The 26,774-nt window shown below is 67.5% G+C and carries 26 protein-coding genes and 1 pseudogene; 12 read left to right on the top strand and 15 right to left on the bottom strand.

All coding sequences use genetic code 11. The features are described 5' to 3' along the window. Positions 1-29: 29 nt before the first annotated feature. Positions 30-902, bottom strand: a complete 873-nt coding sequence (locus HDA45_RS37630; RefSeq protein WP_184903580.1) for a MerR family transcriptional regulator — start codon at positions 900-902, stop codon at positions 30-32. A 451-nt stretch (positions 903-1,353) separates the two neighbouring features. Here HDA45_RS37630 and HDA45_RS37625 point away from each other — a divergent pair, with 451 nt between their 5' ends. Further along, positions 1,354-3,954 carry an NB-ARC domain-containing protein gene (locus HDA45_RS37625; protein WP_184903578.1) on the top strand — a complete coding sequence of 867 codons (2,601 nt, stop codon included), beginning with the start codon at positions 1,354-1,356 and terminating at the stop codon, positions 3,952-3,954. Here HDA45_RS37625 and HDA45_RS37620 read toward each other — a convergent pair. From HDA45_RS37620 to HDA45_RS37610, 3 genes are read right to left on the bottom strand one after another with little or no spacing between them, the layout of a single operon-like run. Beyond that, positions 3,899-5,134, bottom strand: a complete 1,236-nt coding sequence (locus HDA45_RS37620; RefSeq protein ID WP_184903576.1) for a glycosyltransferase family 4 protein — start codon at positions 5,132-5,134, stop codon at positions 3,899-3,901. The two genes, HDA45_RS37625 and HDA45_RS37620, sit on opposite strands and share 56 nt — an antisense overlap. A gap of 26 nt (positions 5,135-5,160) precedes the next feature. Next, positions 5,161-5,493, bottom strand: a complete 333-nt coding sequence (locus HDA45_RS37615) for a hypothetical protein (protein ID WP_184903574.1) — start codon at positions 5,491-5,493, stop codon at positions 5,161-5,163. Positions 5,494-5,511: 18 nt separating this feature from the next. Next, positions 5,512-6,180 carry a Crp/Fnr family transcriptional regulator gene (locus HDA45_RS37610; protein ID WP_184903572.1) on the bottom strand — a complete coding sequence of 223 codons (669 nt, stop codon included), beginning with the start codon at positions 6,178-6,180 and terminating at the stop codon, positions 5,512-5,514. Between the two features lie 244 nt (positions 6,181-6,424). Between HDA45_RS37610 and HDA45_RS37605 the strand changes: the two genes are divergently transcribed. Next, entirely contained in the window at positions 6,425-6,952 is a 528-nt protein-coding gene (locus tag HDA45_RS37605; RefSeq protein ID WP_184903570.1) for a hypothetical protein, read from the top strand. Between the two features lie 57 nt (positions 6,953-7,009). Here HDA45_RS37605 and HDA45_RS37600 read toward each other — a convergent pair whose 3' ends face one another. Beyond that, positions 7,010-7,570 carry a helix-turn-helix domain-containing protein gene (locus tag HDA45_RS37600; protein ID WP_184903568.1) on the bottom strand — a complete coding sequence of 187 codons (561 nt, stop codon included), beginning with the start codon at positions 7,568-7,570 and terminating at the stop codon, positions 7,010-7,012. Between the two features lie 56 nt (positions 7,571-7,626). Here HDA45_RS37600 and HDA45_RS37595 point away from each other — a divergent pair, with 56 nt between their 5' ends. The 3 genes and pseudogenes from HDA45_RS37595 to HDA45_RS43300 all read left to right on the top strand — a co-directional run. Further along, entirely contained in the window at positions 7,627-9,048 is a 1,422-nt protein-coding gene (locus HDA45_RS37595; RefSeq protein ID WP_184903566.1) for an alpha/beta hydrolase, read from the top strand. Positions 9,049-9,454: 406 nt separating this feature from the next. After that, the gene (locus HDA45_RS37590) at positions 9,455-10,336 is read left to right on the top strand and encodes a hypothetical protein (RefSeq protein ID WP_184903564.1); all 882 of its coding nucleotides are present in this window, start codon (positions 9,455-9,457) and stop codon (positions 10,334-10,336) included. Between the two features lie 35 nt (positions 10,337-10,371). Then, positions 10,372-10,779 (top strand): annotated as a pseudogene (locus tag HDA45_RS43300) (caspase family protein); the annotation flags it as partial. Positions 10,780-11,806: 1,027 nt separating this feature from the next. On the opposite strand, the gene HDA45_RS37580 reads toward HDA45_RS43300, so the two are convergent. From HDA45_RS37580 to HDA45_RS37570, 3 genes are all read right to left on the bottom strand, one after another. After that, positions 11,807-13,144: an NB-ARC domain-containing protein gene (locus HDA45_RS37580; RefSeq protein WP_343072235.1), complete on the bottom strand. Its 1,338-nt coding sequence runs from the start codon at positions 13,142-13,144 to the stop codon at positions 11,807-11,809. A 158-nt stretch (positions 13,145-13,302) separates the two neighbouring features. Next, positions 13,303-13,899: an NADPH-dependent F420 reductase gene (locus tag HDA45_RS37575; RefSeq protein WP_184903560.1), complete on the bottom strand. Its 597-nt coding sequence runs from the start codon at positions 13,897-13,899 to the stop codon at positions 13,303-13,305. 37 nt (positions 13,900-13,936) lie between these two features. After that, positions 13,937-14,722 carry an inositol monophosphatase family protein gene (locus HDA45_RS37570; RefSeq protein WP_184903558.1) on the bottom strand — a complete coding sequence of 262 codons (786 nt, stop codon included), beginning with the start codon at positions 14,720-14,722 and terminating at the stop codon, positions 13,937-13,939. Positions 14,723-14,835: 113 nt separating this feature from the next. Between HDA45_RS37570 and HDA45_RS37565 the strand changes: the two genes are divergently transcribed. Then, a complete protein-coding gene (locus tag HDA45_RS37565; protein ID WP_184903556.1) occupies positions 14,836-15,735 on the top strand; it encodes a LysR family transcriptional regulator in 900 nt (299 codons plus the stop codon). A gap of 190 nt (positions 15,736-15,925) precedes the next feature. Here HDA45_RS37565 and HDA45_RS37560 read toward each other — a convergent pair whose 3' ends face one another. Then, positions 15,926-16,474 carry a cysteine hydrolase family protein gene (locus tag HDA45_RS37560; protein ID WP_184903554.1) on the bottom strand — a complete coding sequence of 183 codons (549 nt, stop codon included), beginning with the start codon at positions 16,472-16,474 and terminating at the stop codon, positions 15,926-15,928. Between the two features lie 60 nt (positions 16,475-16,534). On the opposite strand from HDA45_RS37560, the gene HDA45_RS37555 reads away from it, so the two are divergent. Next, a complete protein-coding gene (locus tag HDA45_RS37555) occupies positions 16,535-18,376 on the top strand; it encodes a glycoside hydrolase family 5 protein (RefSeq protein ID WP_343072234.1) in 1,842 nt (613 codons plus the stop codon). A 4-nt stretch (positions 18,377-18,380) separates the two neighbouring features. On the opposite strand, the gene HDA45_RS37550 is transcribed toward HDA45_RS37555, so the two are convergent. Beyond that, positions 18,381-18,785 carry a VOC family protein gene (locus tag HDA45_RS37550; protein ID WP_184903551.1) on the bottom strand — a complete coding sequence of 135 codons (405 nt, stop codon included), beginning with the start codon at positions 18,783-18,785 and terminating at the stop codon, positions 18,381-18,383. Further along, the gene (locus tag HDA45_RS37545) at positions 18,778-19,359 is read right to left on the bottom strand and encodes a PadR family transcriptional regulator (RefSeq protein WP_184903549.1); all 582 of its coding nucleotides are present in this window, start codon (positions 19,357-19,359) and stop codon (positions 18,778-18,780) included. Before HDA45_RS37545 ends, HDA45_RS37550 begins: the two co-directional genes overlap by 8 nt. Before the next feature lie 122 nt (positions 19,360-19,481). On the opposite strand from HDA45_RS37545, the gene HDA45_RS37540 reads away from it, so the two are divergent. Continuing rightward, positions 19,482-19,865, top strand: a complete 384-nt coding sequence (locus HDA45_RS37540; RefSeq protein ID WP_184903547.1) for a nuclear transport factor 2 family protein — start codon at positions 19,482-19,484, stop codon at positions 19,863-19,865. A 6-nt stretch (positions 19,866-19,871) separates the two neighbouring features. On the opposite strand, the gene HDA45_RS37535 is transcribed toward HDA45_RS37540, so the two are convergent. Beyond that, a complete protein-coding gene (locus HDA45_RS37535) occupies positions 19,872-20,564 on the bottom strand; it encodes a DNA alkylation repair protein (protein WP_246480920.1) in 693 nt (230 codons plus the stop codon). 163 nt (positions 20,565-20,727) lie between these two features. Here HDA45_RS37535 and HDA45_RS37530 point away from each other — a divergent pair, with 163 nt between their 5' ends. After that, entirely contained in the window at positions 20,728-21,120 is a 393-nt protein-coding gene (locus HDA45_RS37530) for an STAS domain-containing protein (RefSeq protein WP_184903545.1), read from the top strand. A 22-nt stretch (positions 21,121-21,142) separates the two neighbouring features. Beyond that, complete coding sequence (locus tag HDA45_RS37525; RefSeq protein ID WP_184903542.1) at positions 21,143-22,387, top strand: RsbRD N-terminal domain-containing protein; 1,245 nt, start codon at positions 21,143-21,145, stop codon at positions 22,385-22,387. 489 nt (positions 22,388-22,876) lie between these two features. Here HDA45_RS37525 and HDA45_RS37520 read toward each other — a convergent pair whose 3' ends face one another. Both HDA45_RS37520 and HDA45_RS37515 read right to left on the bottom strand, forming a co-directional pair. Continuing rightward, entirely contained in the window at positions 22,877-23,716 is an 840-nt protein-coding gene (locus HDA45_RS37520; RefSeq protein ID WP_184903540.1) for an SGNH/GDSL hydrolase family protein, read from the bottom strand. Positions 23,717-23,846: 130 nt separating this feature from the next. Then, positions 23,847-24,218 carry an STAS domain-containing protein gene (locus HDA45_RS37515; protein WP_184903538.1) on the bottom strand — a complete coding sequence of 124 codons (372 nt, stop codon included), beginning with the start codon at positions 24,216-24,218 and terminating at the stop codon, positions 23,847-23,849. Positions 24,219-24,313: 95 nt separating this feature from the next. On the opposite strand from HDA45_RS37515, the gene HDA45_RS37510 reads away from it, so the two are divergent. Next, on the top strand, positions 24,314-25,225 hold the full coding sequence (locus tag HDA45_RS37510) for a universal stress protein (RefSeq protein ID WP_184903536.1): 912 nt from the start codon (positions 24,314-24,316) through the stop codon (positions 25,223-25,225). Between the two features lie 4 nt (positions 25,226-25,229). Here HDA45_RS37510 and HDA45_RS37505 read toward each other — a convergent pair whose 3' ends face one another. Continuing rightward, positions 25,230-25,604: a hypothetical protein gene (locus HDA45_RS37505; RefSeq protein WP_184903534.1), complete on the bottom strand. Its 375-nt coding sequence runs from the start codon at positions 25,602-25,604 to the stop codon at positions 25,230-25,232. A gap of 72 nt (positions 25,605-25,676) precedes the next feature. Between HDA45_RS37505 and HDA45_RS37500 the strand changes: the two genes are divergently transcribed. After that, positions 25,677-26,747, top strand: a complete 1,071-nt coding sequence (locus HDA45_RS37500) for a glutamate--cysteine ligase (protein ID WP_184903532.1) — start codon at positions 25,677-25,679, stop codon at positions 26,745-26,747. Positions 26,748-26,774: the final 27 nt, after the last annotated feature.

Raw genomic sequence — 26,774 nt, 5'->3', positions numbered from 1 at the left:
GGATACGAACCACCATCGGGTGGAGAAGCTCAGGCCTTCGACCGTTCCGCGGTGAGGTCCAGCGCGCTGGCCAGGTCATTGACCCAGGGAGCACCGCGAACGTTGAGCCCCTCCCAGCCGGGGCCGGCGACCGCGACGGCGAAACCCCGGCGCTGCAGACGCCTGCACAGCAAGAGGTCGACGGTCGACGGGGACATCGACCACAGCACGACGAGCACCGGTTCGAGCCTGTCGACCATCCCGGCCGTGGTCTCCGCCGGCACCATGTGGCCGAGGTAGACGGCCGGGATACCGACCTCCGCCATCGACGCGCGCAGGACTTCGACGGGCAGGCTGTGACGCTCCTCGGGGCAGCACGCGATGAGCACCGTCCGATCCGGCCGAGTACCGGTGAACCGGGAGACATAACGCTGGAGCGCGAAAGACACCTCGGTGGTGAGCGCCCATTCGGATTCGAAACACACGTCGCCCCGGAGCCAGCGCCTGTCGAGATTGCGCAGCACCGGCAAAAGCACTTCGGTCCACATCCTCGCCGCACCCATGGCGTCGAGTGTTTCGTCCAGCAGGGCCGCGATCGCGGAGAATTCGAGACCTTCCGAAGCCTGCTCGAGTTCACCGACGCGCCGATCCCGGGAAACATCGGGGAGCGCCTCGTCCACACCGGAAAAAACGGCGGCGGCCGCTTCCCTCGCGCGGATACCGCGGTCGATCAGGCGCCGCATGTGCTGGAGCCTGCGGACGTCGGCGTCGGAATAGCGGCGATGGCGCCCGTCCGCCCGCAACGAAGGGCCGACGCCGTACCGGGACGCCCAGGTGCGCAGGGTCACCGGCGAAATCCCCAGTTCCCCGGCCACCATTCCGGGAGTCCACGAACCCGCGGCACTCATCTCGTCGACGTCCATCAACACCTCACGAATTCAGGCGTGGTCCTCCCCGGCGCGGGTGTACACCGTGATCAGCTTACGAGATGGCGCGATGTCCGGGCGGCCGGAACGCGAAAGTGAGTACCCGGCGGCGCCTCGGCTCGACCGGGAGGGGCCGGGGCCACCGGGGCGCCGCCGGGCTCACGGACCCGGCACGAGGGGGAGGGTGGCCGGGCCCGCAGGGTGACCGAACGGCACGTCACCCTCGTTCACAGATGGGTCTTTTTCGAAGCACAAGCGATTCAAGACGATACACCAGACGCGCAACGGTTGCGAATCGAATCTCGACGCCAACACCGCAATTGATCGGCGGACTTCGCCGGAAAGGATCACCAAAACCCGATGCCCGTTCTTCCTTGCAGACGACTTCCCGAACTGGCTTGATGGAAACGTGGCTTTCCCCGCGGCTGTGCACCGGACAGTGCTTGTCGTGGACGTGTCCGCCTTCGGGGACCGGCGGCGCACGAATCTGCATCAGCTCACGGTGCGACGCGGACTGTACGGCGTCTTGGAGCGGGCCTTTGCGGAATCCGAAGTCCCGTGGACCGAATGCGACCACGAGGACCGCGGCGACGGGGTGATGGTGATCCTGCCGCCCACGGTGGCGAAGGGCACGCTCGTCGAGAAACTGCCGACACCGCTCGTCGGCGCACTACGGGAGCACAACGCCGGACATCCACCCGAGGAACACATCCGCCTGCGGCTCGCACTGCACGCCGGGGAAATCCACTACGACGACCACGGAGTGGTGGGCCGCGCGGTGAACCTCGCGTTCCGGCTCCTCGACGCGCCCGTGTTCACGGCGGCACATGCCCGGTCCGGCGGGCTGCTGAGCATGATCACGTCCGCGTGGTTCTTCGACGAGGTGATCTGGCACAGCGCGACAGCCGAGCGGGACACCTACCGCCGAGTCCATGTCACCGCCAAGGAAACCGACACCACCGCTTGGGTACGGCTCGTGGACGGAAAGCTCTCGCTCGTGGACGAGCCACCGCCGATGGCCCGCTTGCCCGCACCCCACCAGCTCCCCCCGAGCACCCGGCAGTTCGTCGGGCGCGACACCGAACTCGCGCAGCTGACCGAACTGCTGACCCAGCCGCGGGCGGGGGCCGTCATCGCCGCGATCGACGGCACCGCCGGTATCGGGAAGACCGCGCTGGCGATGACTTGGGCACATCAGGTGCGCGACCGGTTCCCGGACGGCGAACTGCACGTCAACCTCCGTGGATTCGACGAGCAGGATCCCTTGGACACCAGCCAGGTGCTGGACGGTTTCCTCCAGACGCTCGGAGTGCACCCCCAGGCGATTCCGGCCGGGCGCGACGCCAAGTCCGCGCTGTACCGCAGCATGCTCGCCGAGCGCCGCATGCTCGTGGTCCTCGACAACGCGCGATCGAGCGATCACGTACGCCCGTTGCTGCCCGCGAGCCCGATCTCCGTCGCCGTGGTCACGAGCCGAAACCGGCTGGACGGTTTGCTGGTGCGGGAGGGTGCCCACCGAATCGCGCTCGACGTACTGTCCGACGCGGACGCGCTCGCGTTGATCGCCGAGCGGATCGACCGTACCCGTCTCGAGGAGGATCCCGGATCCGCCGCGGAGCTCGTACGTCTGTGCGCGCACCTGCCACTGGCGTTGAGCGTGGCCGCCGCACGTGCGGCGAACCAGTCCCCGCTGTCCCTGCGAGAGCTGCTCGGGGAACTGCGCGACGAGCGCCACCGGTTGGACGCGCTGGACCTCGGGGAGCCGGACCTGAACCTGCGGGCGGTCTTCTCCTGGTCGTACTCCGAACTGCCCCCTACGGCCGCACGCCTGTTTCGTCTTCTCGGCATGCACCCCGGCGCAGACATCGGCCTCGCCGCCTGCCGGGCGCTGGCCGACGACAACGCGCCTGCCGCACTTCGCAAGCTGACCAGCGCCCACCTTCTGACCGAATACCGGCCGGGGCGGTTTCGCCTGCACGACTTGCTGCGTGCCTATGCCACGGAGCTGGCCGCGGCCGATCCGGAGCGGGCCGCCGCGGCGGCCCGGCTCGTGGCGCATTATCTGGATACGGCGCTCCTGGCCGAACGACACATCCTGCCTCATCGTTACGGTCGTGACGCGCTCGTCGGGAGACCTCCGCTCGACCAAGCCGAGATCGGCGACGTCGACGACGCCATGGACTGGTTCACTCTCGAGCACCCCACGCTCCTGACTCTTGTCGGATTCGCGGCCGACCACGACCTGACCGGTCACGCCTGGCGGCTGGCCTGGGCGTGCACCACATTCCTCCGCCGCACGGGCCGGTGGTCCGAGCGGGCCGCCGTCCATCGCGCCGCGCTGGCCGCGACGATCCGAACGGATGACCGGCTCGGCGAAGCCACGAGCAGCCGCAACCTGGCGACAGCCGTCGCACGCCTCGGCGAGTTGGACGAAGCCGTCCGGCTGCTGAGCAGGGCCGCGGAACTGTGCGAGGAACTCGGCGACGAGATCAGCGAATTCAAGACCCACTTGGCCTGCGTGAGGGTCCTCAGCGCTCGGAGCTGTCACGTCGAAGCGCTGAAACACGCGGAAAGGGCGTGGGAGCTGATTCGAGGCCGCCATGATCGGCTCGGTCACGCCGACGCCTTGGCGGCGATGGCAGGCCAGCTTGCCGCGGTGCATCGCGACGACGAAGCGCGCCCGCTCGGTACCCGGGCGTTCGAGCTGTACACAGCGATCGGGCACGTCGAGGGGCAGGCCTACGTCCTGATCGTTCTGGGCGACATCGAACGTGCCCTGGACCGCCCCGCCGAGGCTGTCGAGTACTACCGGCGTTCCCATTCGCTCGACCGGCGGCTCGGCGACCGGTACTGGCGCGCCGTCTCGGCGGAGAAGCTCGCCGAGGTGTATCCGGACGACGATGATCGCGAAAGGTCGCTGCGCGAAGCGCTCGCGACGTACCGGGAAATCCGGCATCCGGCCGCCGAGCGCGTCGAGGTCCGGCTCAGGACGCTCATGGCTTCGGCCGACGGTACGCGGGCACCGGCAGGCGAGACACCAACGTGCTGACCGTCGCGCTCCAGCTGAACCGGACGGCGAGACGACGCTGCATCTCGCGCGCGTAGTCGAACGCGCCGTCCAGGTTGTCCATCTTGCGCTCGATGGCGTCCCGCCAGGCACGGATGTCCTGCTCCAGATTGTCCACGACGGGGACGATCATCGGCTCGGCGAACTCGGGACAGTTGTCGCGTAGCATCTGCGCGAGTCCGCTGCGGCTGCTGATGAGCACCGGGGTGCCGAGACCGATCGCTTCCAGGGCCGCGAGACCGAAACCCTCGGCCCGCGACGGCATGAGGAACAGCGCCGCATGGCCGAGGTCGTGTGCGATGGCGGCGGGAGCCGCGTCGTATTCGCGCACATCGATCCGGTCGCGGGCGATACCGAACCGGGTGACCAGGTCGTTTTTGAGTGAGTCACAACGTTCGCCGTGCGCGCCGCGAATCCGTAGTTCCGGGGGCGGTTGATGATGCGGGAACCGCATTCCGGCGATGGCACTCGCCGCGATGTCCAAACCCTTCGGCTCGATGTGCTTGGTGCGGCACACCATGAGCACGATCGAGTTGGACGGCGGGCTTCGGCGCAGCCAGCGCGGATCGTCGGGGATGTCGATGCCCGGGTCGAGTTGCAGCACGTCGCCACTGCCCAGGATCGCCTCCGCACGGTTGCGCAGCAGCGGCCCCACGGCGGCGACAACGGCGGCGTCGGCGGCGATCTCCCGCATCCGCCGCTCGTGATCGGAGGTCCGCCGGGCCTGGTCCGGGTACGGTTTGTAGGACTCGTTCTGCGACGGAGACGTGTGCATGACGTGCACCAGCGCCGCGGCCGGGACGTAGTACTCGGTGTACGTCCAGGCGACCGATCCGCTGACGACGTCGTGTCCGATCACCACGTCCGGGCGCCAGGCGATCACCTCCGAAGACGGGACGGACAGCGCCGGTCCGTCGGGCGTCGCGGGTGCGGTGAACAGCCGGACGTCGTGCTCGTCCGCGTCGGCACGCTCCATCGCCGACACAGCCTTGACCAAGCAGGCGGTCCGGTAGCCCTCTGCCGCGAACGTGATCGCCAGGCGCCTGTTGAACTGGGAGATCCCACCGCGTGTCGGTGACCACTCGTCGCTGATCAGCAGCACGGACGGGGGCTCGGTGCGTGCCGGATTCCAGCCACCGGCCCGGAACGACGTGCTCGACATGAGTTCCTCCTGCGCCGCCCGCGACGTCAGATGTCGTATTCGCGTTGGTACTTCTCGAGGATCGACGGGGTTTGGCCACGCATCCGTTCCCCGGCCCGATCACGAGCGATCTGAGCTATTTCCGCAGGCCCGTAGCCCAGCCAGCGCATGGTGTTGAGGGCGATGCTGATCACGTCCGTCACTTCGCGCGCGGCCGCTCGACGGTCACCGTTGTCGAGGTGTTCGCGCATTTCCTCGAACTGGATCTCCACCGCGCGGGGAAAGTGCTCGAAGTCCTTGCCGCGAATCTCGTCGTGCACTTCGTTCCAGGCGTTCCAGAAATCCTGGAAGGGCCCCAGATCCTCGGCCAAATTCGTCACCCTTCGGTTTCCTCTCCGTCAGCCGGCCACGATCGCTCGCAGCGCGGCCAGGTCGTGCAGGACGATCCGCCGCCGCCCGGTGGTGACGAGTCCCCGCTCCCGCAACTTCCGCAGCTCGATCGCCACGCCATCGCGGGAAGCGCCGATTCGGGCGGCGAGGTCTTGTTGTGACAACGTCGACTCGATCACCCAGCCCGCCTCGGTGTCTTCACCCACCTCGGTGGCCAGCTCCAGCAACCACCGCGCCAGCCTGCTGCGAACGTCCAGCCGGGCCAGCATCAGCCGCTCCTCCAGCTGACGACGGCGGCGGACGGTCGCCCGGTACATCGCGGGCCAGAGGTCCTGTTCGCGGACGAACCGCAGCAGTTCGTCCGCGCGCAGGATCAGCCCGGACACCGTGGTGATCGTGCTGACCGTGGCCGAACGTGCCTCGTCCATCAGCACGCCTTCCTCACCCATCACCTCGTCCGCCCCGCGGATGGCGAAGATGATCTCCGTGCCGTCCGCGCCTTGCCGGGTCACCTTCACGTTGCCGGACTGGATGATCAGCACCGCGAGAGAAGGTTCGCCCTCCCAGAAGATCGTGTGTTCGGGCGGGTAGGTCACCTCGTCAGCGAGACCTTCCAGCTCAACGCGCTGCTGCGCGGTGAGGAAGTCGGTCACATGAAGAGACGTGTTCTGCGCCATGAGCCTGAGTGTAGTGCACTACACATCGACGTAGGTTGATCCGATCGCATGGTTGGGGCCGAGCACGTTCGAGCACTGACTGGACCACGAAGATCGGCATTCGTGACCTGTGACAAATCACCGTGCCGCCGCCGTCGGCGATTCGTGAGATGTGACGACGACACGGTCGTTCGCAGGACGGCAGGATCGCCGTGAAGGTGAAAACGAGGGAGGCAGCTACATGAAAAAGAGTCAGCCCACCAGGATGTTCAGACACATCCTGGCCCTACTGGGAGCAATACTCGCGATGGCCGTGCTCACGGCCGGCACCGCTTCGGCATCGGTGCCGCGTGTCGACACCGACGCCGTCCTGAAGGCGGACAGCCGTGCGGCCCTCGGGTCCGGCGCCACGAAGCAGTTGATATCCCAAAGGATCGCGAAGAGCGCCCAGGGCACGGCGGGCGTCGCGGCCACGACCTGCACGGTGAACTACTCGTCTCCGGTCAAGGCCGGCACCTCCGAGGTCGCCGCCGACTATTCGGTCAGCTGCGATCAGGAAGTCACGGGTATCGCCGGCTTCGTCGCCATCTTCCGGGTGAACGAAAGCGCTCCGCTGGGCAACACCGTCGACCAGTTCAATTTCGGGACGCTGGGCGGCGGCGAGCAGATCAAGCGGCCGTGTGCCAGCGGCAACCTCTACACCGCGCTGCGCGTGGTGGTCGTCTTCAAGACCGGCGAGCCGAAGATGATCGACCGGACGTTCTTCAGCCCCGTTTCCCGGGTTTCCTGCTGAACGGCGCACAATCGCGAAGACCGGTGGGGGCCCCGTCCGCCAGGGCGCGGGCCCCCGCTATCCGCCGTGCTCCGGCCCGGGATCGTCGTGCGCCTCCGCGATCGGGAAATGGATCGGGCTGAGCAGGTATTGAGCGCGATCCGGCCCGGGTTCGTTGGCCAGGACGGGCACGATGGCCTTCTGCATCGCGCCGATCAACTCGAGGAGTTCCTCGCGAGAGAGCCAAACGGCGTGCTGGCGGTAGCCGACCAGATCCGCGATCGGATCGACGTCGTCCCGCTCCAGGTAGGCGTTGAACTCGGCCACCAGGGCGGCCAGCGCGGTGGCGAAACTCCGTTTGAAGTCTTCGGTGGTCGCCGAGGCGATGTCTCCGGGATCGATGGCCGCGCGATCCTGACGGAGCCGGTAACCGCGCTCGACAGCGCCTCGCACCCGGCGTTCCTCCGCCACTTCCAGGACGCCACCCGTTTCGAGCAGGTCGACATGCCGGTAGACCATCGCCTTCGAGGCGTCGGGGACGCGCGCGCAGAGCTGCGCGGTCGTGAGCACCCGCCCCCCGCGCATCGCGTGCACGATGCGCAAGCGAACCGGATGTGCCAGGAGTTCCCACGCGTTCACCCCGCAACGATCTCACGATGTGCTACCTTTCGCAAAACATGAGAAAGGTAGCTGAGATGGAACTGGGGCCCACGCTCGTCACCACCGCGAGGACGATCGTCGAAATGCTGCGCGAGGAACACTTCGACGAGGTCGTGGCACTTTTCGCGCCACCGTTGCGAGCGGCCGTCCCGGCCGGCGCACTCGAAGCCGCGTGGACGGCGAAGCTCGGCGAACGCGGACCCGTCACCGGAATCGGGGATCCGGACACCGAACCCGCCGGCGCCGGCCTCGTCCGAATCGGCGTTCCCGTGCACTGCGAGCGCGGCGACCTCACGGTGCTCATGTCGATCGACGAAGGCGGCCTGCTGCAGGGTCTGCAGCTCGCGCCCGCGACGAGCACGGCGTGGACGCCTCCGCCCTACGCGGATCCGGCCGCGTTCACCGAACACGACGTCACGATCGACGCCGGATCGTCGGCCGTGGCGGGAACCTTGACCGTGCCGTCGGGTCCCGGCAGCCGGCCGGGCGTGGTCCTGCTCCCCGGGGGCGGCCCTTTCGACCGCGACGAGACCAGCGGGCCGAACAAGCCGCTCAAGGATCTGGCCTGGGGTCTCGCCTGCCGAGGCGTGGCGACGCTGCGGTTCGACAAGATCACCCACACCCGGCCCGAAGCGACGAGCACCCCCGGCTTCACGATGTCCGACGAGTACGTGCCGCATGCCGCGGCCGCCGTCCGCCTGCTGCGCCAAGAGTCCACTGTGGACGACGCTCGGGTCTTCGTCCTCGGCCACAGCATGGGCGGTAAGGTCGCGCCACGGGTCGCCGCCGCCGAGCCCTCCGTCGCGGGTCTGCTCATCCTGGCGGGCGATACCCAGCCGATGCACCACGCCGCGATCCGGGTCGCCCGCCACCTCGCGACCGTGGCTCCGGGACTGCTCGGCCAAGACGCCGTAGACCTGTTCGCCCGCCAGGCGGCGAACGTCGACAGCCCCGGCCTCTCCCCCGGCACGCCGGCCGCAGACCTGCCCTTCGGCTTTTCCGCTTCGTACTGGCTCGATCTCCGCGACTACGACCCCGTCGCGACGGCGGCGGCGCTGGACAGGCCCATGCTCATCCTCCAAGGCGGTCGCGACTACCAGGTGACCGTCGAGGACGACCTGTCACGCTGGCAGGCGGGCCTTTCCTCTCGCCCGGATGTCACGATCCACGTCCACGCCGACGACGACCACCTCTTCTTCCCCGGCACCGGACCGTCGACACCGGCCGACTACGAGAAACCGCACCACGTCGACCCCGCCGTCATCGACGACATCGCGGATTGGCTGGCTTCAGGACGCGCTAAGGCCTGTCCTCAAAGCCAGAGGACAGACTGGCCAGATCGATCAGGCCCAGATATGAGGTGGCGGCATTTGTCGAAGCGGGTGGCGATGGCACGGAATTGCTTGAGCCGCCCCGGACCGGGCTGCGAAACTCGACATCGGCCGTGCCAGCGATGAACTGGGCGCAGTTTTGCCGTTGTCTACGGTCGACGCCGTCGACCGTAGACGCCGCATTCTAAGTGAACCTTGGCAGTAGACCAGCCACGGGCCGACCGATGCCCGGGTCACCTGGTCCTTCCTGCCCGCCGCAACTTGACCTTCCCTCGAGCCACAGTGGCGCGGCGTGCCGCAACCCGTCGCACGTTAGCAGACACAGCTCGTCACGTTCGAGACTCTTCACTCGCCGGTCCGCATCCGTTGAGGGCGACGCGCGCTCGCCCCGTCGACCTTCAGGCCACCGCCAGGCAGGCGTAACAGACCTGCCTCTCGGGTCGACCTATTGGCTGACAGCCGCAGCGGGCGAGCGTGGGCGGGATACCGTTCCGTCTGCCCGTGCAGACAAATCCATGCTGACGAGGAACAAATGTCTCAGATCGTGATGTGTCACGGAATAGGATACCAATTTAAACACCGCGAAACCGGGTACAGCGATTGGTATAAGGCACTGCACGACAGCATGTCGGACGCCTGCCTCCCTGTCCCCTCGTCAGAAGCCATCTCTACGGTATTTTACGGCAACTGCTATCGCAGCCAGAACAGCAAGGGATCCGACAATCGAGATGAGCTCGCGCAGATACCGAACTTGAAGGTGCAGGACCTCACTGATCCATTAGAGGTCGAGCTGCTGCAGACGCTCGCCGCAGGTGTCAGCACGCTGGCGCCGGATGGCAAAGGATTGATGCAATCAGCCCTCCGCAGGCTGGAGAAGTCGGAACGTCTCGGGCGTCCGCCTGCCCGACTCGTGCTCTGGTTGCTGCGGCAGGTTCGTCGCTACCTCGACCCTGAAGACTCTGTGCGTGGTTGCGCACAACAGCGGTTTGCCCGAGTCGTCACGCCGGACACCCGCGTCGTCATCGCCCACTCGCTCGGGTCCGTTGTCGCCTACGAAGCGCTGTGCGGCGATCATCCGGACTGGAACATCGAAACGTTCGTCACGCTCGGCTCACCTCTCGGTCTCAAAGCAGTTCAGGAACGCCTGGTTCCCAGGCCGTCTGCAGCTGAAGGCGACTCGACGCCCAAAGTTCGCCGCTGGGTCAACGTAGCTGCCAGCGACGACCCGATAGCTCTGGTGAAGGAGCTCAAACCGGCCTTCGGGGACATCGTGGAGGACCAGCTTGTCGTCAACACGCCCGTCTTCAACCCGCAGCGATACGTCCTCGGCAGTCACTCGGTGCTGCGGTACATCACCACAGCCGAACTCGCCGAAGCTGTGGATCAAGCGCTTTCCCACGAGGACAAATCGTGACTCGAACCGACTACGCCTTGAGGACGGCGTTGGTCATGGGAACAAGCACGTTCGAGGCCGGCTATCGCACGCTACAGCGCGTGCCGGATGAACTGCGGATGATGAAGGCCGTACTGGTGGAATCGGCTGCCTGCACCATCCACCCGGGTTCCTGCTTGAACCCCACGGTGGACGAGGTTCGACGCAATTTCGAGCACGCTCTGCGAGGCGACGGCGAGCAAGTTCCGGACCTACTGATCGTCTACTACTCCGGGCACGCAAGAGAACTGAGTGAGGGTGAGCTCGTCCTCGCAGCCCACGACAGCGAGGAAGGCGAAGTCCATACCCACTTGTCGATAAACGAGCTCTTCACCTTGCTCAAAGGGGTAGAACGACGCCCACGGGAGGTGGTCATCCTCCTCGATACCTGCCAGTCTGGGCTGGCGGTGGCGCGTTTCGACGAGCTCCAAGCCCGAGCGCGCTCCAGCGGTGAAGCTATGCCAGTGTTCACTGCGTTCAGCTCCATCGACCGCCTTCGCAGCGCCCACCAGCTCCACTTCGCTGACTCGTTCGCAGGTGCGGTCCGTACCGCGCGAGGCGGCGAAACCGAAAAGTTTCTTTCGATCGAAGTGCTCTCCAAAGCGCTCGTCGACCGAATGATGACGCTGCAGGGGGACGAGGGACAACCACCGCGACCGGAAATCATCCCTCCCCGATCAGGGACCCAAGCCTTTCTCAATGCCTGGTACCTCCCCCGGAGAATCCGCCGACCGCGAGAAGCCAACGGCACGAGCGGATGGGCTTTCTGCGGCCGCCGGCGAGCGGTAGACGCGGTGATCGCCCACCTCGTCGATGACAATGGGACCGGAGCCCTGGCACTGACCGGAACGGCGGGAGCCGGCAAGTCGGTGGTACTCGACTGGATCCACACCTCTTCACAAGGCGACTCACTACCGGCAGTTGCGCCAGCGCCCGCAGTTGCGCCCATCAACTGTATCGACCTGCTGTTGGACGTACGCGGAATGACCGTCGACGTCGTCATCCACAAACTGGCCTCGCACCTGAACACTGGAACACAGTGGGATGACGTACGCGGGCTCCTCGACGCGCTGGAGGCCCGCTCAGCCAAGCTGAACATCTGCTTCGACTCCATCGACGCGAGCGCGGACGAGGCCGCACTCTACGCGGAACTTCTGATGCCGTTGTCGGCGCTCAGCAACATTCGGTTGGTGCTGGCGAGCAGCACCACACCGCCTGGCTTCAACGGGCCGCACGTGGACCTCGACAGTCCTGATTTCTTCGACACTGTCGACATCGCACTTTTCGTAGAGCACGTCCTCCGCAATCGGGAGAACACCCGGTGGTGCAGCGCAGATCCGCAGTGGGTGAACGACATCGCGGTCGCCGCGGCGTCCGCAGCAGGCCACTCTTGGCTGCGCGCCTATCTTTTCGCCGTGTCCATGAGTTCCGAAGACTTCACGACAGCTCACGTCAGGGCGGAACAGACAACAGCCGAGCTCTTCGTGGAGCAGTTGCACAGCCTCGATGACGACCACGAGTGGGGAAGTCTCGGTGTGCCTCAGCGCGGCCTGCGACGATGCTCAGCGCCAAGGGGAATCCACCGCAGCAGGACAGGAGCTCGTCGACAGCGCCGGGTTCGGCGTTCAGCCTGCCAGCACCCAGTCGCGTGGCGAGCATCTCCCGCGCCTCGGAGTCGGAAAAGACGTCCACGGGGATCGGGCGGGCACCGTGGGCGGTGACGAGGCCCGCCAGCCTGTCACGGCTGGTGATCACCACCGTGCAGCCGGGACTGGCGGGCAGCAGCGGGATCACTTGTTTGGTGTCGCGGGCGTTATCCAGCACGATCAACAGCCTCTTGTCCGCCAGGATGCTCCGGTACAACGCGGACTGCGCCTCCAGTTCGGCGGGCACCCTCGCGGGGTCGACGCCGAACGTGTCCAGAAAGCCTTGCACCACGACGCTCGGCGACAGGGGCTGCCCCTCCGGCGCGAACCCTCGAAGGTCGACGAAGAGCTGACCGTCCGGGAAGAGGTCGAGATGCTGGTACGCCCAGTGCAGGGCGAGCCAGGTCTTGCCGACCCCACCGGTGCCGAAGATCGCGGAGATCACGATCGTCCTGGCTTCTTCCGCCGCGTCTTCCAGTACCGAGGTGAGGACGGCCAGCTCGTCCGCGCGGCCGGTGAACGACCGCGGCGCCGCGGGCAACTGCCGCACTTCCGGCTCGGCGCGGCCGCGCGAAGACGCGAGATACGTGAGGTCGGCCGGATACTGATGGTCCGGCAGCCAGATCCAGCCGATCGCCGACGTGTCCTTCACCTGGACACGGGCCGGCCGGAACGTGGCAGGATCGATCTCTTCGCTGTTGCGCACCACTTCGTCGAAGAACCACTTCGACACGATCACCGCGAGCACGCCCTCGGATCGGGCGAGCGCGGTTCTCAGCGAGGCCGCCTCGAGCAAGCGGAACGTGAAATTGACCGATTTCGCAGTCGCACCATGATCGTCATAGACTATTTCTCCGGCGTGCAACGCCATACGCAACCTGATCCGTTGTTCGGCCGGATGCGCGGCGTTGTGCAGCGTCAGTCTCGCCGCCAGCGCATTCGGAAGCAGCTCGATGAATGGCGCCTTCGGAATATGCGCCGGTGCGAGCACGAAAACCCCGTCGCCCCGGTCTTCGTGATGACAGTCCGACCACGGCGCACCCGCCACCTCGAAACCCTGGGACAAGGCGCTGTACAAGGCTTCGCGGACAACGAGTTGATGCGGCGTCGTCCTGCGCGAATCCGTGAACGCCTCGACATCCACTATGACAATCGTCCGATGTACCGCCTGCTGCCGGCGCTCCATCTGTACCTGTCCCCTCACGGCCACTATGCCGATTCCTGGGTCGAAGGTACCACCGTGGGCGCGAAGAGAACGCGCGGGAATTCCGAAACGCAATTCAAGTCAATGGGGAACTGTCGTCATCGGACCACCGAGATGGCGAAAGGCGTGAAACCGGCGGCCCGGATGACATGCGGGACGAACAGGATCGCGGCCTCGGCGGCTCGCGCGGTTTCGATTCCGCCGAGGTCGGTGATCCATTCCGGACGCCAGCCGAGGTCGGCGAGAAGCTGATGGACGGCTTGTTTGGCCTGTGGGTCCTGGCCGGAAAGGAAAGCGGTGGGCGGCTGGGTCAGCGAGGCGGGCGCGGTCATCACCGGATACAGCATCGTGTTGAGACTCTTGACGACGCTGGTGTCGGGAAGCGCGTCTTGAAGGTGCTCCGCGAGACTCGAACCGGGGTAGAGCAAGCCGGCGGGCAGCCCGTCCGGTCCGTCGGCGGTGGCGTTGGAGACATCGACGAGGATCTTGCCCCGCAGTTGCTCCCGCAGGGCGGCCAGCCGCTCGACCGAACCCGCGCCCGGCGTGGCGTTGATGACGATCCGCGCCTGGCGGGCGGCTTCGGCCGCGGCGCCCGGCGAACTGTCCGCCGCGCACACCTCGTGTCCCGCCTTGGTGAGAGCGACGGCGAGATTGCCGCCGACGCGACCTTTTCCGAGTACGGCGATCGTGGTCATGGCTCTTTCTCTCCGGTTCCTTGTCGGGTGTGGACGTTCAGCGGGAGAGCGCGGCGACGGCTTCGGCGTGCACACCGGGCGCGGCGGCCAGGAAACTCCCGCTCGCCGGAGTCCAGGGGCGGCCTTCGACGTCGGAGATCCGGCCGCCGGCCTCGGTCACGAGCAGCGTCCCGGGCAGCAGGTCGGCACGGGCGCCTTCGAACTGCCAGAACGCGTCGACGCGGCCGGCGGCCACGTTCAGCAGGTGCAGCGTCGCGGGCACGGAAGTACGCACCACGAGCGCTTCGCGCAGCATCGCGGTGATCGAGGAGCCGACGCGCCTCACGACGGCTTCGTCCTCGTCCGGTCTGGCCTGGCTGGTGGCCACGAGGCTCAAGCCCAGGTTCGCGGTGTCGGACACCCGAAGAGGCCCGCCGTCGAGCCAGGCTCCGCAACCCGCGAGCGCGGTGTAGGTCTCGCCGGTCAAGGGCAGGTGGACCGCGGTGAGCACCGGCTGGTTCTCGCGCACGAGAGTGGCGGTGACGGCCCATTCCGGCAGGCCGTGCAGGTGGTTGATGTTGCCTTCGGCCGGATCGACGACCCACCACTCGCCGGGAGGCAAGGCCCCGCCGTCGAGTTCCTCTTCCACCCAGCGGGCGTCCGGGCGCAGGCTCGCGAGGCGGGGACGCAGGACTTCGAGGGCGGCGTCGTCGTTGGCGGCGAGCGCGTCCATCAGCTCGTCGCGGGTCCGGTAGCGGACCACTTCCCCGAAACGCTCGAGCAGGACCGCGCCTGGCGCGCGGGTGGCCATCGCCGTCTGGGCGAGGAGATCTGTTTCGGACATGGCGGTTTCCCATCTGGACCAAGGATTTCGGGGCTGTTCAGCCCTCACTCACGAAGTTAGATGCGCATCCAATTAACAGCAAGTGCATGTAAAGCACGGATAAGATGACTCTCATGCACTTGGATCTGAATCTGCTGTCGGCGCTCGACGCCCTGCTCGAAGAAGGCAGCGTGGCCGCGGCCGCCGAGCGCCTGCACGTCACCGCGCCCGCGATGAGCCGGAGCCTCGGCCGGATCCGGCGCACGACCGGGGATCAGATCCTGGTGCGCACCGGGCGCACGATGACTCCGACGCCCTACGCGATCGCGGTCCGGCAGCAGGTGCACGGGCTCCTCCAGGAGGTCCGCGGCGTACTGGCGCCGTGCCGTGAACTCGACCTCACGACGCTGGAACGCACTTTCACCCTCCGCTGGCACGATTCCCTGGTCGCCCTCGCGGGCCCCACCCTGCTCAGGGCGGTACGCGAGCAGGCGCCGGGGGTGCGACTGCGCTTCATCGCGGAATCGAGCATAGACACCCCCGGGCTGCGCCGCGGCGAGGTCGACCTCGAGGCGAACGCCAGCCGCCCGGCCACGCCGGACATCCGCGCGGAGAAGGTGACGGAGGCCCGCCACGTCGTCGTCGCGCGGCCGGGACACCCACTCACCCACGGCGAAACCGTCACCGCGGCGCGGTACGCGGCGGCCGAGCACATCACCGTCTCGCGGCGCGGAAGGCTCGAGAACACGCTCGACGAGGCTCTCGCCCAGCTCGGACTCACCCGGCACGTCGTGGCGTCCGCGCCCACCGAGGCTGCTGCGTTCACTTTCGTGCGTGACGGGGACTTTCTCGCCACGGTGCCCGCATCCGCCGCCCGCTCGGCGGCCGCGGACCTCGGTCTGACCGTGTTCCCGCTCCCCCTCGAACTGCCGCCGGCCGCGGTGTTCCTGTCCTGGCACCAGCGCTACGACACCGACCGCGCGCACCTCTGGCTGCGCGATCTCGCCCGGACCGCGTTGGCCGACGCCGGCTGACGGCACGCCGGCCCCCTGTGTTTCCCATACGTCTCGTGACCGGACCTGTCACGCGGGCCCCTCAGGTCAACTCCGCGCCTCGTGTTCCCGCCAGGCGACCTGGACGAGGTCGCGCAAGGTCTCCAACCGAAACCGTCGATCGGGTTCGATCCCAGCGGATGTTTCCGTCATGCCGACACCACCGACGGAATCACGACGATCCCCAGTCCGCACAGGACACGACCTCGAATCCCCGGCTGGGGAACACCGCGTCGACGAAGAAGTCGTGGATCGCCGTGTCGCCGTCGGCGCATCCATCGCGCAGCACGGTCACGTGGTAGCCGCGGTCCGCCGCGTCGTAGCCCGTCGCGGCCACCATCGCGCTGGTCGCGACTCCGGCGATCACGACGGTGTCGACGCCCCGGGCACGAAGCACGAGATCGAGATCCGTCCCGGCGAACGCGCTGGCCCGGCGTTTCACCACGACGACGTCCTCGTCAGCGACCGGCAGAGCGATCTCGGTTCCGGCAGAGCCCTCATGGAAGGTGTCTCCGGCTTCGTGGAACGACTCGAACAGCGCGTTGCCCGGCGGCAAGTCGGCGCCGTTGCCCCGGAGCGCGAAGTGGACGAACACGACGAGCGCACCGGCCGCGCGGGCGCGGGGCAGCAGGTCCGTGAGCGGCGGCAGTACCTGCTTGGCGAACGGGTAGTTGCCCGTGATGCCTCGCTGGAGGTCCCCGATGATCAGCGCGGTGGTCATGACGGGAAGCTACCCGAACGTCCGTATACAACCGGCCTCGCGGATAGCTAGCCTCCGCGAGTGAGGATCAAGAGTGTGCTGCTCGCCGTGCTGGTGACCTTCGGCATCGTGGTTCCCGCACCGGCCAGTGCCGAAGCGGATCCGTCGGCCTGGGCCGCGCCGCTGAGCACCCGCGGCCGCTACATCGTCGACGCGACGGGCGATCGCTTCAAGCTGAAGGCCGCCAACTGGCACGGCGCGAGCGGTACGTGGACCGGATCCGGCGACGTGAACGATCCTGCCACCCATCACGCCGGTGAGATCGCCTACCAGACTCCGCTCGGGCTGGACAGGGCATCGATCGACGCCGTCATCGACGGGCTGGCCGGGCTGGGCCTGAACAGCGTCCGGCTCCCCTTCTCCAACGCGATGATCCATGACACCGCCCCTGTGCCCGATCTTCCGGCGAATCCGGATCTGCGCGGGCTGACGCCGTTGCAGGTCTACGACCGTGTCGTCGCCCGGCTGACCGCGCGCGGGTTCGCGGTGATCCTCAACAATCACACCACGACCTCGCGCTGGTGCTGCGGTCTCGACGGCAACGAGCGCTGGAACACCGCGCAGTCCGAGCAGCAATGGCAGGACGACTGGCTGTTCATGGCCCGCCGCTACGCCGCGAACAAGCGCGTGGTCGGCGCCGATCTGTACAACGAGGTCCGCCGCAACGTCTTCGACGATCCCAATTGGGGCTGGGGCAACGGCACGGACTGGCAGCGCGCGAGCCAGCAGGCGGCCGATCGCATCCTGACCGAAGCCAATCCCGATCTGCTGCTCATCGTCGAGGGGATCAACTGGACCGGTCTGCCCGTGGACGGCCTCCCCCACGGGCGGCCCACACTCGAACCGGCGCGCACGCTGTCGCATACGCTCGTCGATTCCGGAAAACTGGTCTACGCCGCGCACTTCTACGGCTACACCGGTCCGAACCACTCGGGAGCGACCGGCACCGGTGAGACCCATGATCCGCGCTACCGGGACCTTTCGCCCCAGGAACTACGCGATGTCCTTCACCGGCAAGCCTTCTTCGTCTCGGCGGAGACCGGCAAGCACTACACCGCGCCGCTCTGGATCAGCGAATTCGGCGAGGGCAAGCACACCACCGATCCGGCGAGCCGCGCCTGGTTCGAGAACTTCGTCGGCTATCTCGCCGAGACCGACACCGACTTCGCCTACTGGCCCGCGGTCGGCTTCCACGACGGCGGCGGGGGCAATGGATGGTCGTTGCTCTCGTGGGACGCCGCCGGTCGCCGAGTCGACGTGCTCGACGGCACGGACTGGCGTGGTCCCGCTTGGCGGCGCCTGGTGGATTCGCCGTCCCGATCCGGCCCGATCCCGGCGGCCGAACGCTGGTCGATGCTCACTCTCGATCACGCCGACTTCCAGGCCTCCCGTTCGGTCCGCGCGATGGCGGACTGGAATCCGGGCGCGCGCAAGGGTTCCTGCCCGGACGGTCAGCGGCTCACCGGCCTTTCCCATACCGGCAACCGAGGTCTGTGCACCGGTTCGCTCGCCGTTCCGGCCGGGTACGCCGTGGTCCGCGGGGAGACCTATGTGGACACTGACTGGGCCTCCGGCTACACCAAGGTGCAATGCCCACCGGAGCACGCGGCTGTCGGCTACAGCGTCACCGGCTCGGCGTTCTCGGCGCTGCTGTGCGGCCGCTCCGGCACCCCGCTGGGCCGCACCGGCCGGACGGTCTGGTTCGACCGCGGCGACAACCGGCCGTCCGGAAATCCCGGCGGTGACTTCGCGTCGGGTCATTACAAGGGCCAATGCGCGCCAGGCGAATACGTCGCGGGCGTCGCGTACACCGGCCGGGTCGGCTCGAACCGCACCCCTGACGCGCTGCTTTGCCGCGCCTGAGCCCTCAGGCGACGAAGACGCAGAACGGATGCCCGGCAGGATCGGCGTAGACGCGCAAGGGTTCTTCCGGGTCGTCGCTGCGGTCGAGCAGGAGCCGCCCGCCGAATTCGAGGACGCGGACGTGCTGCGCGTCGAGTTCCTCGATCGAGTGGACGGTCAGATCCAGGTGCAACTGCTGGGGTATCGGCTCGGAGTCCGGCCAGCTCGTCTCGGGCAGCCGATCGACCTGCTGGAAGGCCAGTTGTGTCCCACCGTCGGGGTTCCTCAGCACGAGCCAGTCCTTGCCGTCCTCGTCCTCGTCGCCGGGACGGTAGTTCCACACCAGAAGACGCCGGTAGAACTCCGCCAGCACACGGACATCGGTGCCGTCCAGCACCACCTGACGAAATCTCGGCCCTCGCTCAACCATGCCGATCACCTCCGGATCGCACGGTAGCGCGGTGCGCGAGAACGTCGAGGACCTGGCCGCACCAGCGGAGGTTCTCCTGTTCGAACGCGATGCCGCGAGCGAGTGTCAGATACGGGCCGACACGGGGTGAGGTGGCGAGGAACTCCGCCTCGACGGCCTCCCCGAGAAGCCGGTCACGGAGGCGTTCGAACCGTTTGAGTTTGGTTTCGGCGGTGGCCATCCTGTCCGCGACGGCCCGCCGGATCGCCTCGTCGTCGCCCGCCTCGGCCGCCTGGACCTGCACCAGCAGTTCGTCGCGGATCGCGGTCGGCTTCGGTGCCCGCGTGGTGAAATCGGCGAGTTCGGCCGCGCCGGCGTCGGTCAAGGAGAACAGCCGCTTGTTCGGCCGTCTCTCCTGCTCGACGACCCGAGCCGTGACCAGGCCCCGCGTCTCCATCTTGTCCAGCTCCCGGTAGAGCTGCTGGGGTGTCGCGGTCCAGAAGTTGGCGACCGACGCGTTGAAGCTCTTCGCCAGGTCGTAGCCCGAGGACTCGCCTTCCAAGAGCATCGCGAGGATCGCGTTCCGCAGCGCCATGACGCGATGATAGTCACCAGTGGATTAGTCGCAAAGTTGATTAGACACTTTGATGGACACCCGCGCGATGATCATCTACGCTCGGCGGCATCTACTCAACAAGTTGACTATGAGGAGATCGCATGCCCACGTTCCGCCAGGCCGTCGAAGCGAAGGACGCCGCCGCGATCAAGGCGATGCTCGCCGACAACGTGGTCTTCACCAGCCCGGTGGCGTTCAAGCCCTACCAGGGCAAGGCGATCACCGCGGCGATCCTGCGCGGGGTCCTGCGCGTGTTCGAGGACTTCCGCTACGTCCGCGAGATCCAGGACGGCGCTCACCACGTATACGAGTTCGAGGCGACGGTCGACGGGCTTCAGATCAACGGGTGCGACCTCCTGACCTTCGACGCCGACGGCAAGATCGCCGACTTCAAGGTGATGGTCCGGCCGCTGCGGGCGGCCGAGGCGCTCGCGGGGCGCATGGGTGCCCAGTTCGAAGCCATCAAGGCGGACGCGCTCGGCTGAGCGCGCCTACTTTTCCCGCCGTCGCACCAGCTCGGCGATCCAGACGGGCGCGAACGGCGACGTGCAGTTCGGCGGCGTCGGGTAGTCCTTGAGCACTTCCAGGCGCTCGCCGATGCCGATCGCCCGAGCGCGGTGCTCAGCGTGTTCGATCCCGATCTGCGCCAGGCAGTGGTTCATCGCCCACTGCAGGCGGTCCGGCGCGTCCCGCATCTCCGCTTCGATGACGTCGAGCAGTCGAGTGAGGTCGAGGCCCTCGGGTTTCTTCGCCACGCGTTCGGTGGTCAGCGCCCAGCCGGCACTGGCGACCACGGGATCGGGATCGGCGGACCAGGCGAGGCGCAACTCCTCGGCGTGCGGGTTCTTCTTGACCACGTAGTTCACGAGCCAGTCGTGCACCTTCGGGGTACGCGCCTCGCGCACCATGCGGTCCAGATCCTCGCGTTCGAACGCCTTCGGGCGGCAGACCAAGAGCGCGAGCAGTTTCGCCGCGGTGTCGTCCGTTTCCCAGAGCTCGTTCGCGAGCTCGTGCTGCGTCTTCAGCCGCTTCGCGAGCGCGCGCAGCTTGCCGAGATTCACGCCGTGGTCGTCACCGTGCTTCTCGTTCACCTCGCGTGCCCGCGGATCCTCGAGCGCGGCCAGTTCGGCCATCACGTCGGCCGTCATCGTCCCTGTCACGCCTGCCTCCTGTCCCACGCCCATGGGATACAGCCTAAAGAACCGGGTCTCGCTCATCCGGCAAGCCGGGCCGCGAGGCTGCTACGGTTACCTCGTCGCGGTTCAGACACCAGCCGCCGGGTCCCTTCTCTGGGTCCGGCATGTCCTCTGGGCTCCAGCCGGTCCCCCGTACCGGCAAGGAGTCAACTTGACCGACTACCGCGCACCCGCCTCCGATCCACCCCGGAGATTCGTATCCCCACTCGACATCTCGGTCACCGCGTCCGGTGCCGACACGGTGGTCACCGTATCCGGCGAAATCGACCTCGCGGTCTCCGACAGGTTGCGGCGGGCACTGGAGGAAGAGCTCCGGTTCACACCCGCGGCGTTGGTCGCGGACCTCTCCGCGGTCACCTTCTGTGATTCCTCCGGGTTCACGGCCCTCGTCCAGATTCGCGCCAAGGCCGAAGAGGCGGGCATCCCGTTCATCCTGGTCACCCAGGAGCGGGCGCTGCTGCGTCCGATGTCACTCCTCGGGCTCGACGCTGTCTTCAACGTGCACCCGACACTCGATTCGGCACGGGACGCGCTCACCCGCTGACCAGCTGTCATGATGAGTGGTTGTGACGGGTGACAAAGATCCAGGGTTCCGCATCGGCGGACGTCCGCTGGCGGAACGGCTGACCGAAGTCCTGCCGTCGCTCGCGAGGACGGTGCTCTCCGAGATCGTCTCCCGGATCCCGGAATACGGCTTGCTGCCCGCCGAGGAACTCAGCGGTGACATCACGCAGGTGATCGAACAGAACCTGCGGTCGTTCATCGACACCCTGCGCACCGGGGCCACGCCGACACGGGAAGAACTCGACTTCCTTCGCGAATCGGCCGCCCGGCGCGCGGAAGAGGGTATCCCGATCGACATCGTCCTCACCGCCTATCACATCGGTATCCAGGTGGTCTGGGCGTCGCTGACACCGGACGCGCTCCCGGAGGAGGTCAGCGACGTCCTGGCCGTCAACGCGCTGACCCTGCGCTACCTCGAAGTGGTCACTCCCGCAGTCGGCGCGGGGTACCTCGACGAGCGCCAGACGATGTTCGACGACGAGCGTTCGGCCCGGCACACGGTGCTGTCCGCCCTGCTCGACGGCGAACCCGCGGACGTCGCGGCGGGACAGGCGGGCCTGCGCCTGCCACCGTGCTACATCGTCCTCGCCGCGACGGTCGGGGCGCATCCCGACGAGGAGGCCAACGGCGTCGACCCGATGGTCGCCGGACGCCGGAAGCTTCGGCGACTACGGGTCGAACTGGAGCGGCAGATCCGGGGCACGGTCCTGACCTCGCTCACCCCCGAGGGCGGCATCGCCTTGCTGCCACACGAAACCCCTGCAGAAGAACTGTCCACACGCGACTGGGCACGACTGGAGCGGATCCTCACCGACGTCGCCCGCACGGCGGGCGCGGAAGTCATCGCCGGCGCCGCCGCGGCCGAACCGGCCGGGGTCCCCGCCGCGGCGAAGCTCGCACAGGACGTGCTCGCGGTCGCGACCGGATCCGGGCGACCGCCCCGGCTCTACCGGCTCGACGACGTGTTGCTCGAATACCAGCTTTCGCGCCCCGGCCCGGCCCTCGACAGGCTGGCCACCCGGCTGGAACCGTTGGGCGGCAACGAGGAACTCCTGCAGACGCTGGAGACCTTCCTCCGCCGTGGAGGGCGGCGACAGACCGCTGCGGCACTCCACGTACATCCCAACACCGTCGACTACCGGCTGCGCCGGATCGCCGATCTGACCGGACTGGATCCCACCCGGCTCGAACATATCGCTTTGCTGAACGCTGCTCTCTCGGCCCGCTCCGCCACCGGCAAGAACTAGAAGTGACGTGTCGGTCCGGGGCTCGTGAGTGGTAGCGACGGGCGCGTGTTGCGAAAGCCACTTTCGCAACACTGAAGGTTGCGAAAGTGGCTTTCGCAACACGCGCCCGTCGTGACCTATGCCGGGTCGGGTGGAGCATGAGTGGTGAGTCGTGCTGGACGCCGGCATGGGCGAGCCACGGTCGTGACCTGCACGCCCTTGATCAACGAAGCGCTCCGCGACGATGAAGGAATCTGGACACTCAACGTCCAAATTCCTTCACCGTCGACTTCGAGCAGGCCCGGCATAAATAGGCAAATACAGATCCGCCCTACCGCGACTCACCACTCGCCCCCACACCCGCCCGCACCTCACCGCCACCCGATGTCGCGAAAGCCACTTTCGGGACATCAGATGTCCCGAAAGTGGCTTTCGCGACACCCGAACCGACACACGAGCGAGCAACCCGACCCGCTTGCCTCACCCCTCAAAGAGACCCGTCCTTACCGCTCACGAGCCCGCCGCCCGTGCGATCGCGGCGCCGAACACCGCCATCCCCCGCGCGTTCGGATGCAGCGGGGCCGCGGCGTGCGCCGGGATCAGGCCTTCGAGGTAGCGGTCGCGCGGGGCGGCGCAGATGTCGTGCCCGACGGTGAGCGAGGCGAAGTCGACGAAGGTCGCGCCGCGGGCCTCGGCCTGCTTCCGGGCGGTGGAGCTGATCAGGTCCATGACGCTCTGCAGATAATTCGCGTCCCGCGCCCAGACCGGCTGCACGGGGTAGCAGCCGTTGTGCCGGATGTAGGTGCCGTAGCCGGTGACGAGGATTTTCGCGCGCGGTGCGCGGGCGTGGATCTCGTCGAGCGCGGCGCCGAATTTCGGGGCCCACGCACGGATCGAGTCGCCGAGTGGGTCCTTGCCGCCCGCGGTGAGCCGGTCCGCGCACGAGATCCCGGCCGGTTCGGGCAGGAGGTTGAGGCAGCTGAGCGCCTGTTGGAACAGTCCGGAGTCGTTGGCGCCCATGGTGATCGACACCAGCCCTGTCGACGGCTTGAGCGCGTCGAGTTGCGGCGCGAGGATGCCGAACCGCAGGTTCGTCAAGTCGGCAGTCACCGCTCCGGAACAGGAAACGTCGGTCAACTTCGCCCCGAGCGTCTTCGCGGCGAGAGCCGGGTAGTCGTGATCCGAACGGAGGCACAGCAGGTTGGGATCCTGATTCGGGACGAGCGGTCCGGCCGCGGCCGAGTCGCCGAGGGCGACATACTCCAGTTCGGCCGCCTGCGCCGGTACTGTCACCGCGACCCCCACCGCCAGCGCCAGCGATACCGCCTTGAACCACTTGCCCAGCCTCATGCCGCCTCCAACGTCGCTGTTGTTACCGCGCGGTAATGTGTCAACACATCTTGCGCGCGGTGAGGCGGCGCGGAGGTGGGGAATTCCCCAGACTTGCCGAGACGTCGTTGTGACGCGTCACCAAAGACGCCTACAGGGCGTGAAGGCCCTCGCCGTCGTAGAGGTCGAGCATCCGGCGGGCGCACCGCGATTCACCGGGGAAGACGTAGAGCGCGGTCCCGGTCTCGTCCGCGAGCAGCTGAGCCCGCTGCAGGACACGGATCCCCGTCACGCCGAAGAAATCGACCTCGGACAGGTTGACGATCAATTTCGCGCCGTGGCCGTGAAGCCGCTCGCTGAGCATCTCCCACAGCCGCGGTGCGGTGCCGAGGTCGATGTCCCCGTGTACCTCGACGATGGCCGTCTCCCGGACAGGCCTGCTGACCTGCAGGCGCAGCCGTCCCCTCGGCCGCTCGCGGGCACTCTTCACGCAAGGGGTGCGGGGCGCCGACAATGAGGTCATGGGCATGAAGTACCCAGATCGCGCACCGGGCGAAACGACGCGCGCTTGAGGATCGGCACGAACGGGTATCCACCGCTCGCCGGAGGTGAGGACCGATGTCGCACGCACAACAGGGAAACGGGCCCGTGGTAGCCGGGTTCGACGGCTCGCCGGAGGCCCGTCGAGCCGTCCGCTGGGCGGTCGTCGAGGCGAAGACCCGCGGACGCGGGCTGGTGCTCGCGTATTGCACCAGGGACCGGTTGCCCCCGCCGGGTTCCGACCCCGTCGCGGCCCCGATCGCCGAAGTCGTCCCGGAGCCCGCCGTGGAACCTGCGCGACGCCAGCTGGAATCCATGGCCGAAGCGCTCCAGCGCACCGATCCGGACCTCGAAGTCCGCACCGTCGAGCGCGGGGGAACCCCGGACGAGGTGCTCTTGTCGGTCGCCGACGAGACGGACGCGGCGATGATCGTGCTCGGCGAATCCCACACCGGGGTGTTCACCCGCGCCGTGGCGGGCTCGACCGAAGCCGAAGTCACCCAGCACGCCGGCCGTCCGGTGGTCGTCGTCCGCGGTGAGGAGTCTCCGCTGGACGGACCGGTGATCCTCGGCGCCGACGGTACGGATCAGAGCGCGCAGGCGGCCGGGTTCGCGTTCGACTTCGCGGCGAGGCACGGCCGGGCGGTGCACGCTGTCCACGCGGCGCGGCTTTCGATCTGGGGGCCGACGAGCGAACCCCTGCTCGGCGGCCCGGTGATGGACCCGGTACAGCCGATCCCCCAGGAGATCGCGGACCAGCTCGTCGAACAGCAGCTGCGGCCTTGGCGGGAACGCTATCCGGACGTGCCCGTGGAGATCGTGCACGGCGTCGGGCCGACGGCGCAGGCACTGACGGTGCAGTCCAGCGACGCGGCGTTGCTGGTGCTCGGGCGAAGCGACCACGGCTCGCTTCGTCGACTCTTGCTGGGCTCGGTCAGCGACGACGCGCTCCACCACGCCCACTGCCCGGTGGCGGTGGTGCGCTCGTAGCGCGTCAGGCGGAACCGTCCAGCGGAGCCGTCAATCCGCCGAGAAGCCGTTGCGACGCGCGGAGTTCTTGCGCCATAAGCAATCCGGCGGCCCGCGCGCGGGCGAGTACCGAGCCGACCTCCGCCACGGTGTCCCACGCCTCGGCCGCGGGCCCGGTGCTGGGGAGATTTCCGTCCAGGAGGCTTTCCTCGAGCTGCTCCTGGAGTCCCGGCAGGATGTGGGCGAGGTCGTCGGACAGTCTTCGCAGCGCGCCGAGAGTCCGGTTGAGGTCGGCAGTGGAGTCGAGTTCGTCGTCCTGCACCCGGCGGTACAGATGGTGCACGACGGAAGAGGCCTGCGCGGCCAGCAGATACGGCGGTTCCGCCGATACGGGGTCCATACCGGGTGGATACCCTGAACCGGTATCGGGAAAACAGGTTTGCCGTCGGCCGGCGGTGGTTATCCCGCTTTCGTGACCGACGCCCTCACTTTCGGCATCGAAGAAGAGTTCTTCGTCGTAGACCGCGAAGGACACCTCTCCCAGAGCGGGAACGTCGTAGTCGACTCCGCCGAAGAAGCCCAAGGAGAACTGCAGCACGAACTCACCCGCTCCCAGGTGGAATCCGCGACCGGTATCTGCCGGACGCGCGACGAGGCGCTGGAGCAGCTGAAAGCCCTCCGGGCCGAACTCGCCGAAGCGGCGGCTCAGCGCGGCGCCCGCCTCCTCCCCTGCGGAAGCCCTCCGATGGCCGAAGCCGAACTGCCGTCGATCACCCCGAACCCCCGCTACGAGCGGATGGCCAGGCACTTCGGTGCCACCACACGCACCACGCTGACCTGTGGCTGCCACGTCCACGTCGCGATCCCGGACCGGGAAACGGGTGTCCGGTTGATCAGGCGGATCCGGCCCTGGCTGCCCGCCTTGCTCACGCTCACCGCGAACTCCGCGATCTCGGACGGCATCGACACCGGTTACAGCAGTTGGCGCTACCAGCAATGGACCAGATGGCCCTCGGCGGGCCCGCCGCCCGAGTTCACCTCGCTGGACCACTACGAGGGCATCGTGGACGCCTGGCTGCGCGCGGGCGCGATCCTCGACCGCGCGATGGTCTATTGGGACGTAAGGCTTTCCGAGGGCCAGCCGACGGTCGAGTTCCGGTTCTCCGACGTGGCGTCGACACCGGACGAGGCTGTCCTGCTCGGCGTCCTGATCCGGGGACTGGTCACCACAGTCCTCGACGAGGGTGAGCCTGCCTCACACCTGTCCAACGAGGTACTGCGCGCGCACCTTTGGCGTGCGGCCCGGGAAGGACTTTCCGGTCAGTGCCCGCATCCGGTCACGGGAGACCTCGCCCCGGCGCCCAAGGTCGTCGACGACGTCGTGACCTTCGCCGCGTCCGCGCTGGAATCGACCGGCGATCTGGACTTCGTGCGAGACGGTTGTGCGCGGCTGTTCGAAGGCGGGAACGGCGCGGACCGGCAACGGACGCGATTCGCGGACCGGAAGAGTGCCGAGGACGTCGTGGATCTGTTCGTCGTCTGACCCGGTTGGGTTGCGGTGACCGGCGCG

It is taken from the genome of Amycolatopsis umgeniensis, assembly GCF_014205155.1.
GTDB classification, from domain to species: domain Bacteria; phylum Actinomycetota; class Actinomycetes; order Mycobacteriales; family Pseudonocardiaceae; genus Amycolatopsis; species Amycolatopsis umgeniensis.
The sequence above is the reverse complement of the archived record's forward strand: the minus strand, read 5'-3'. Positions and strand labels throughout refer to the sequence as shown.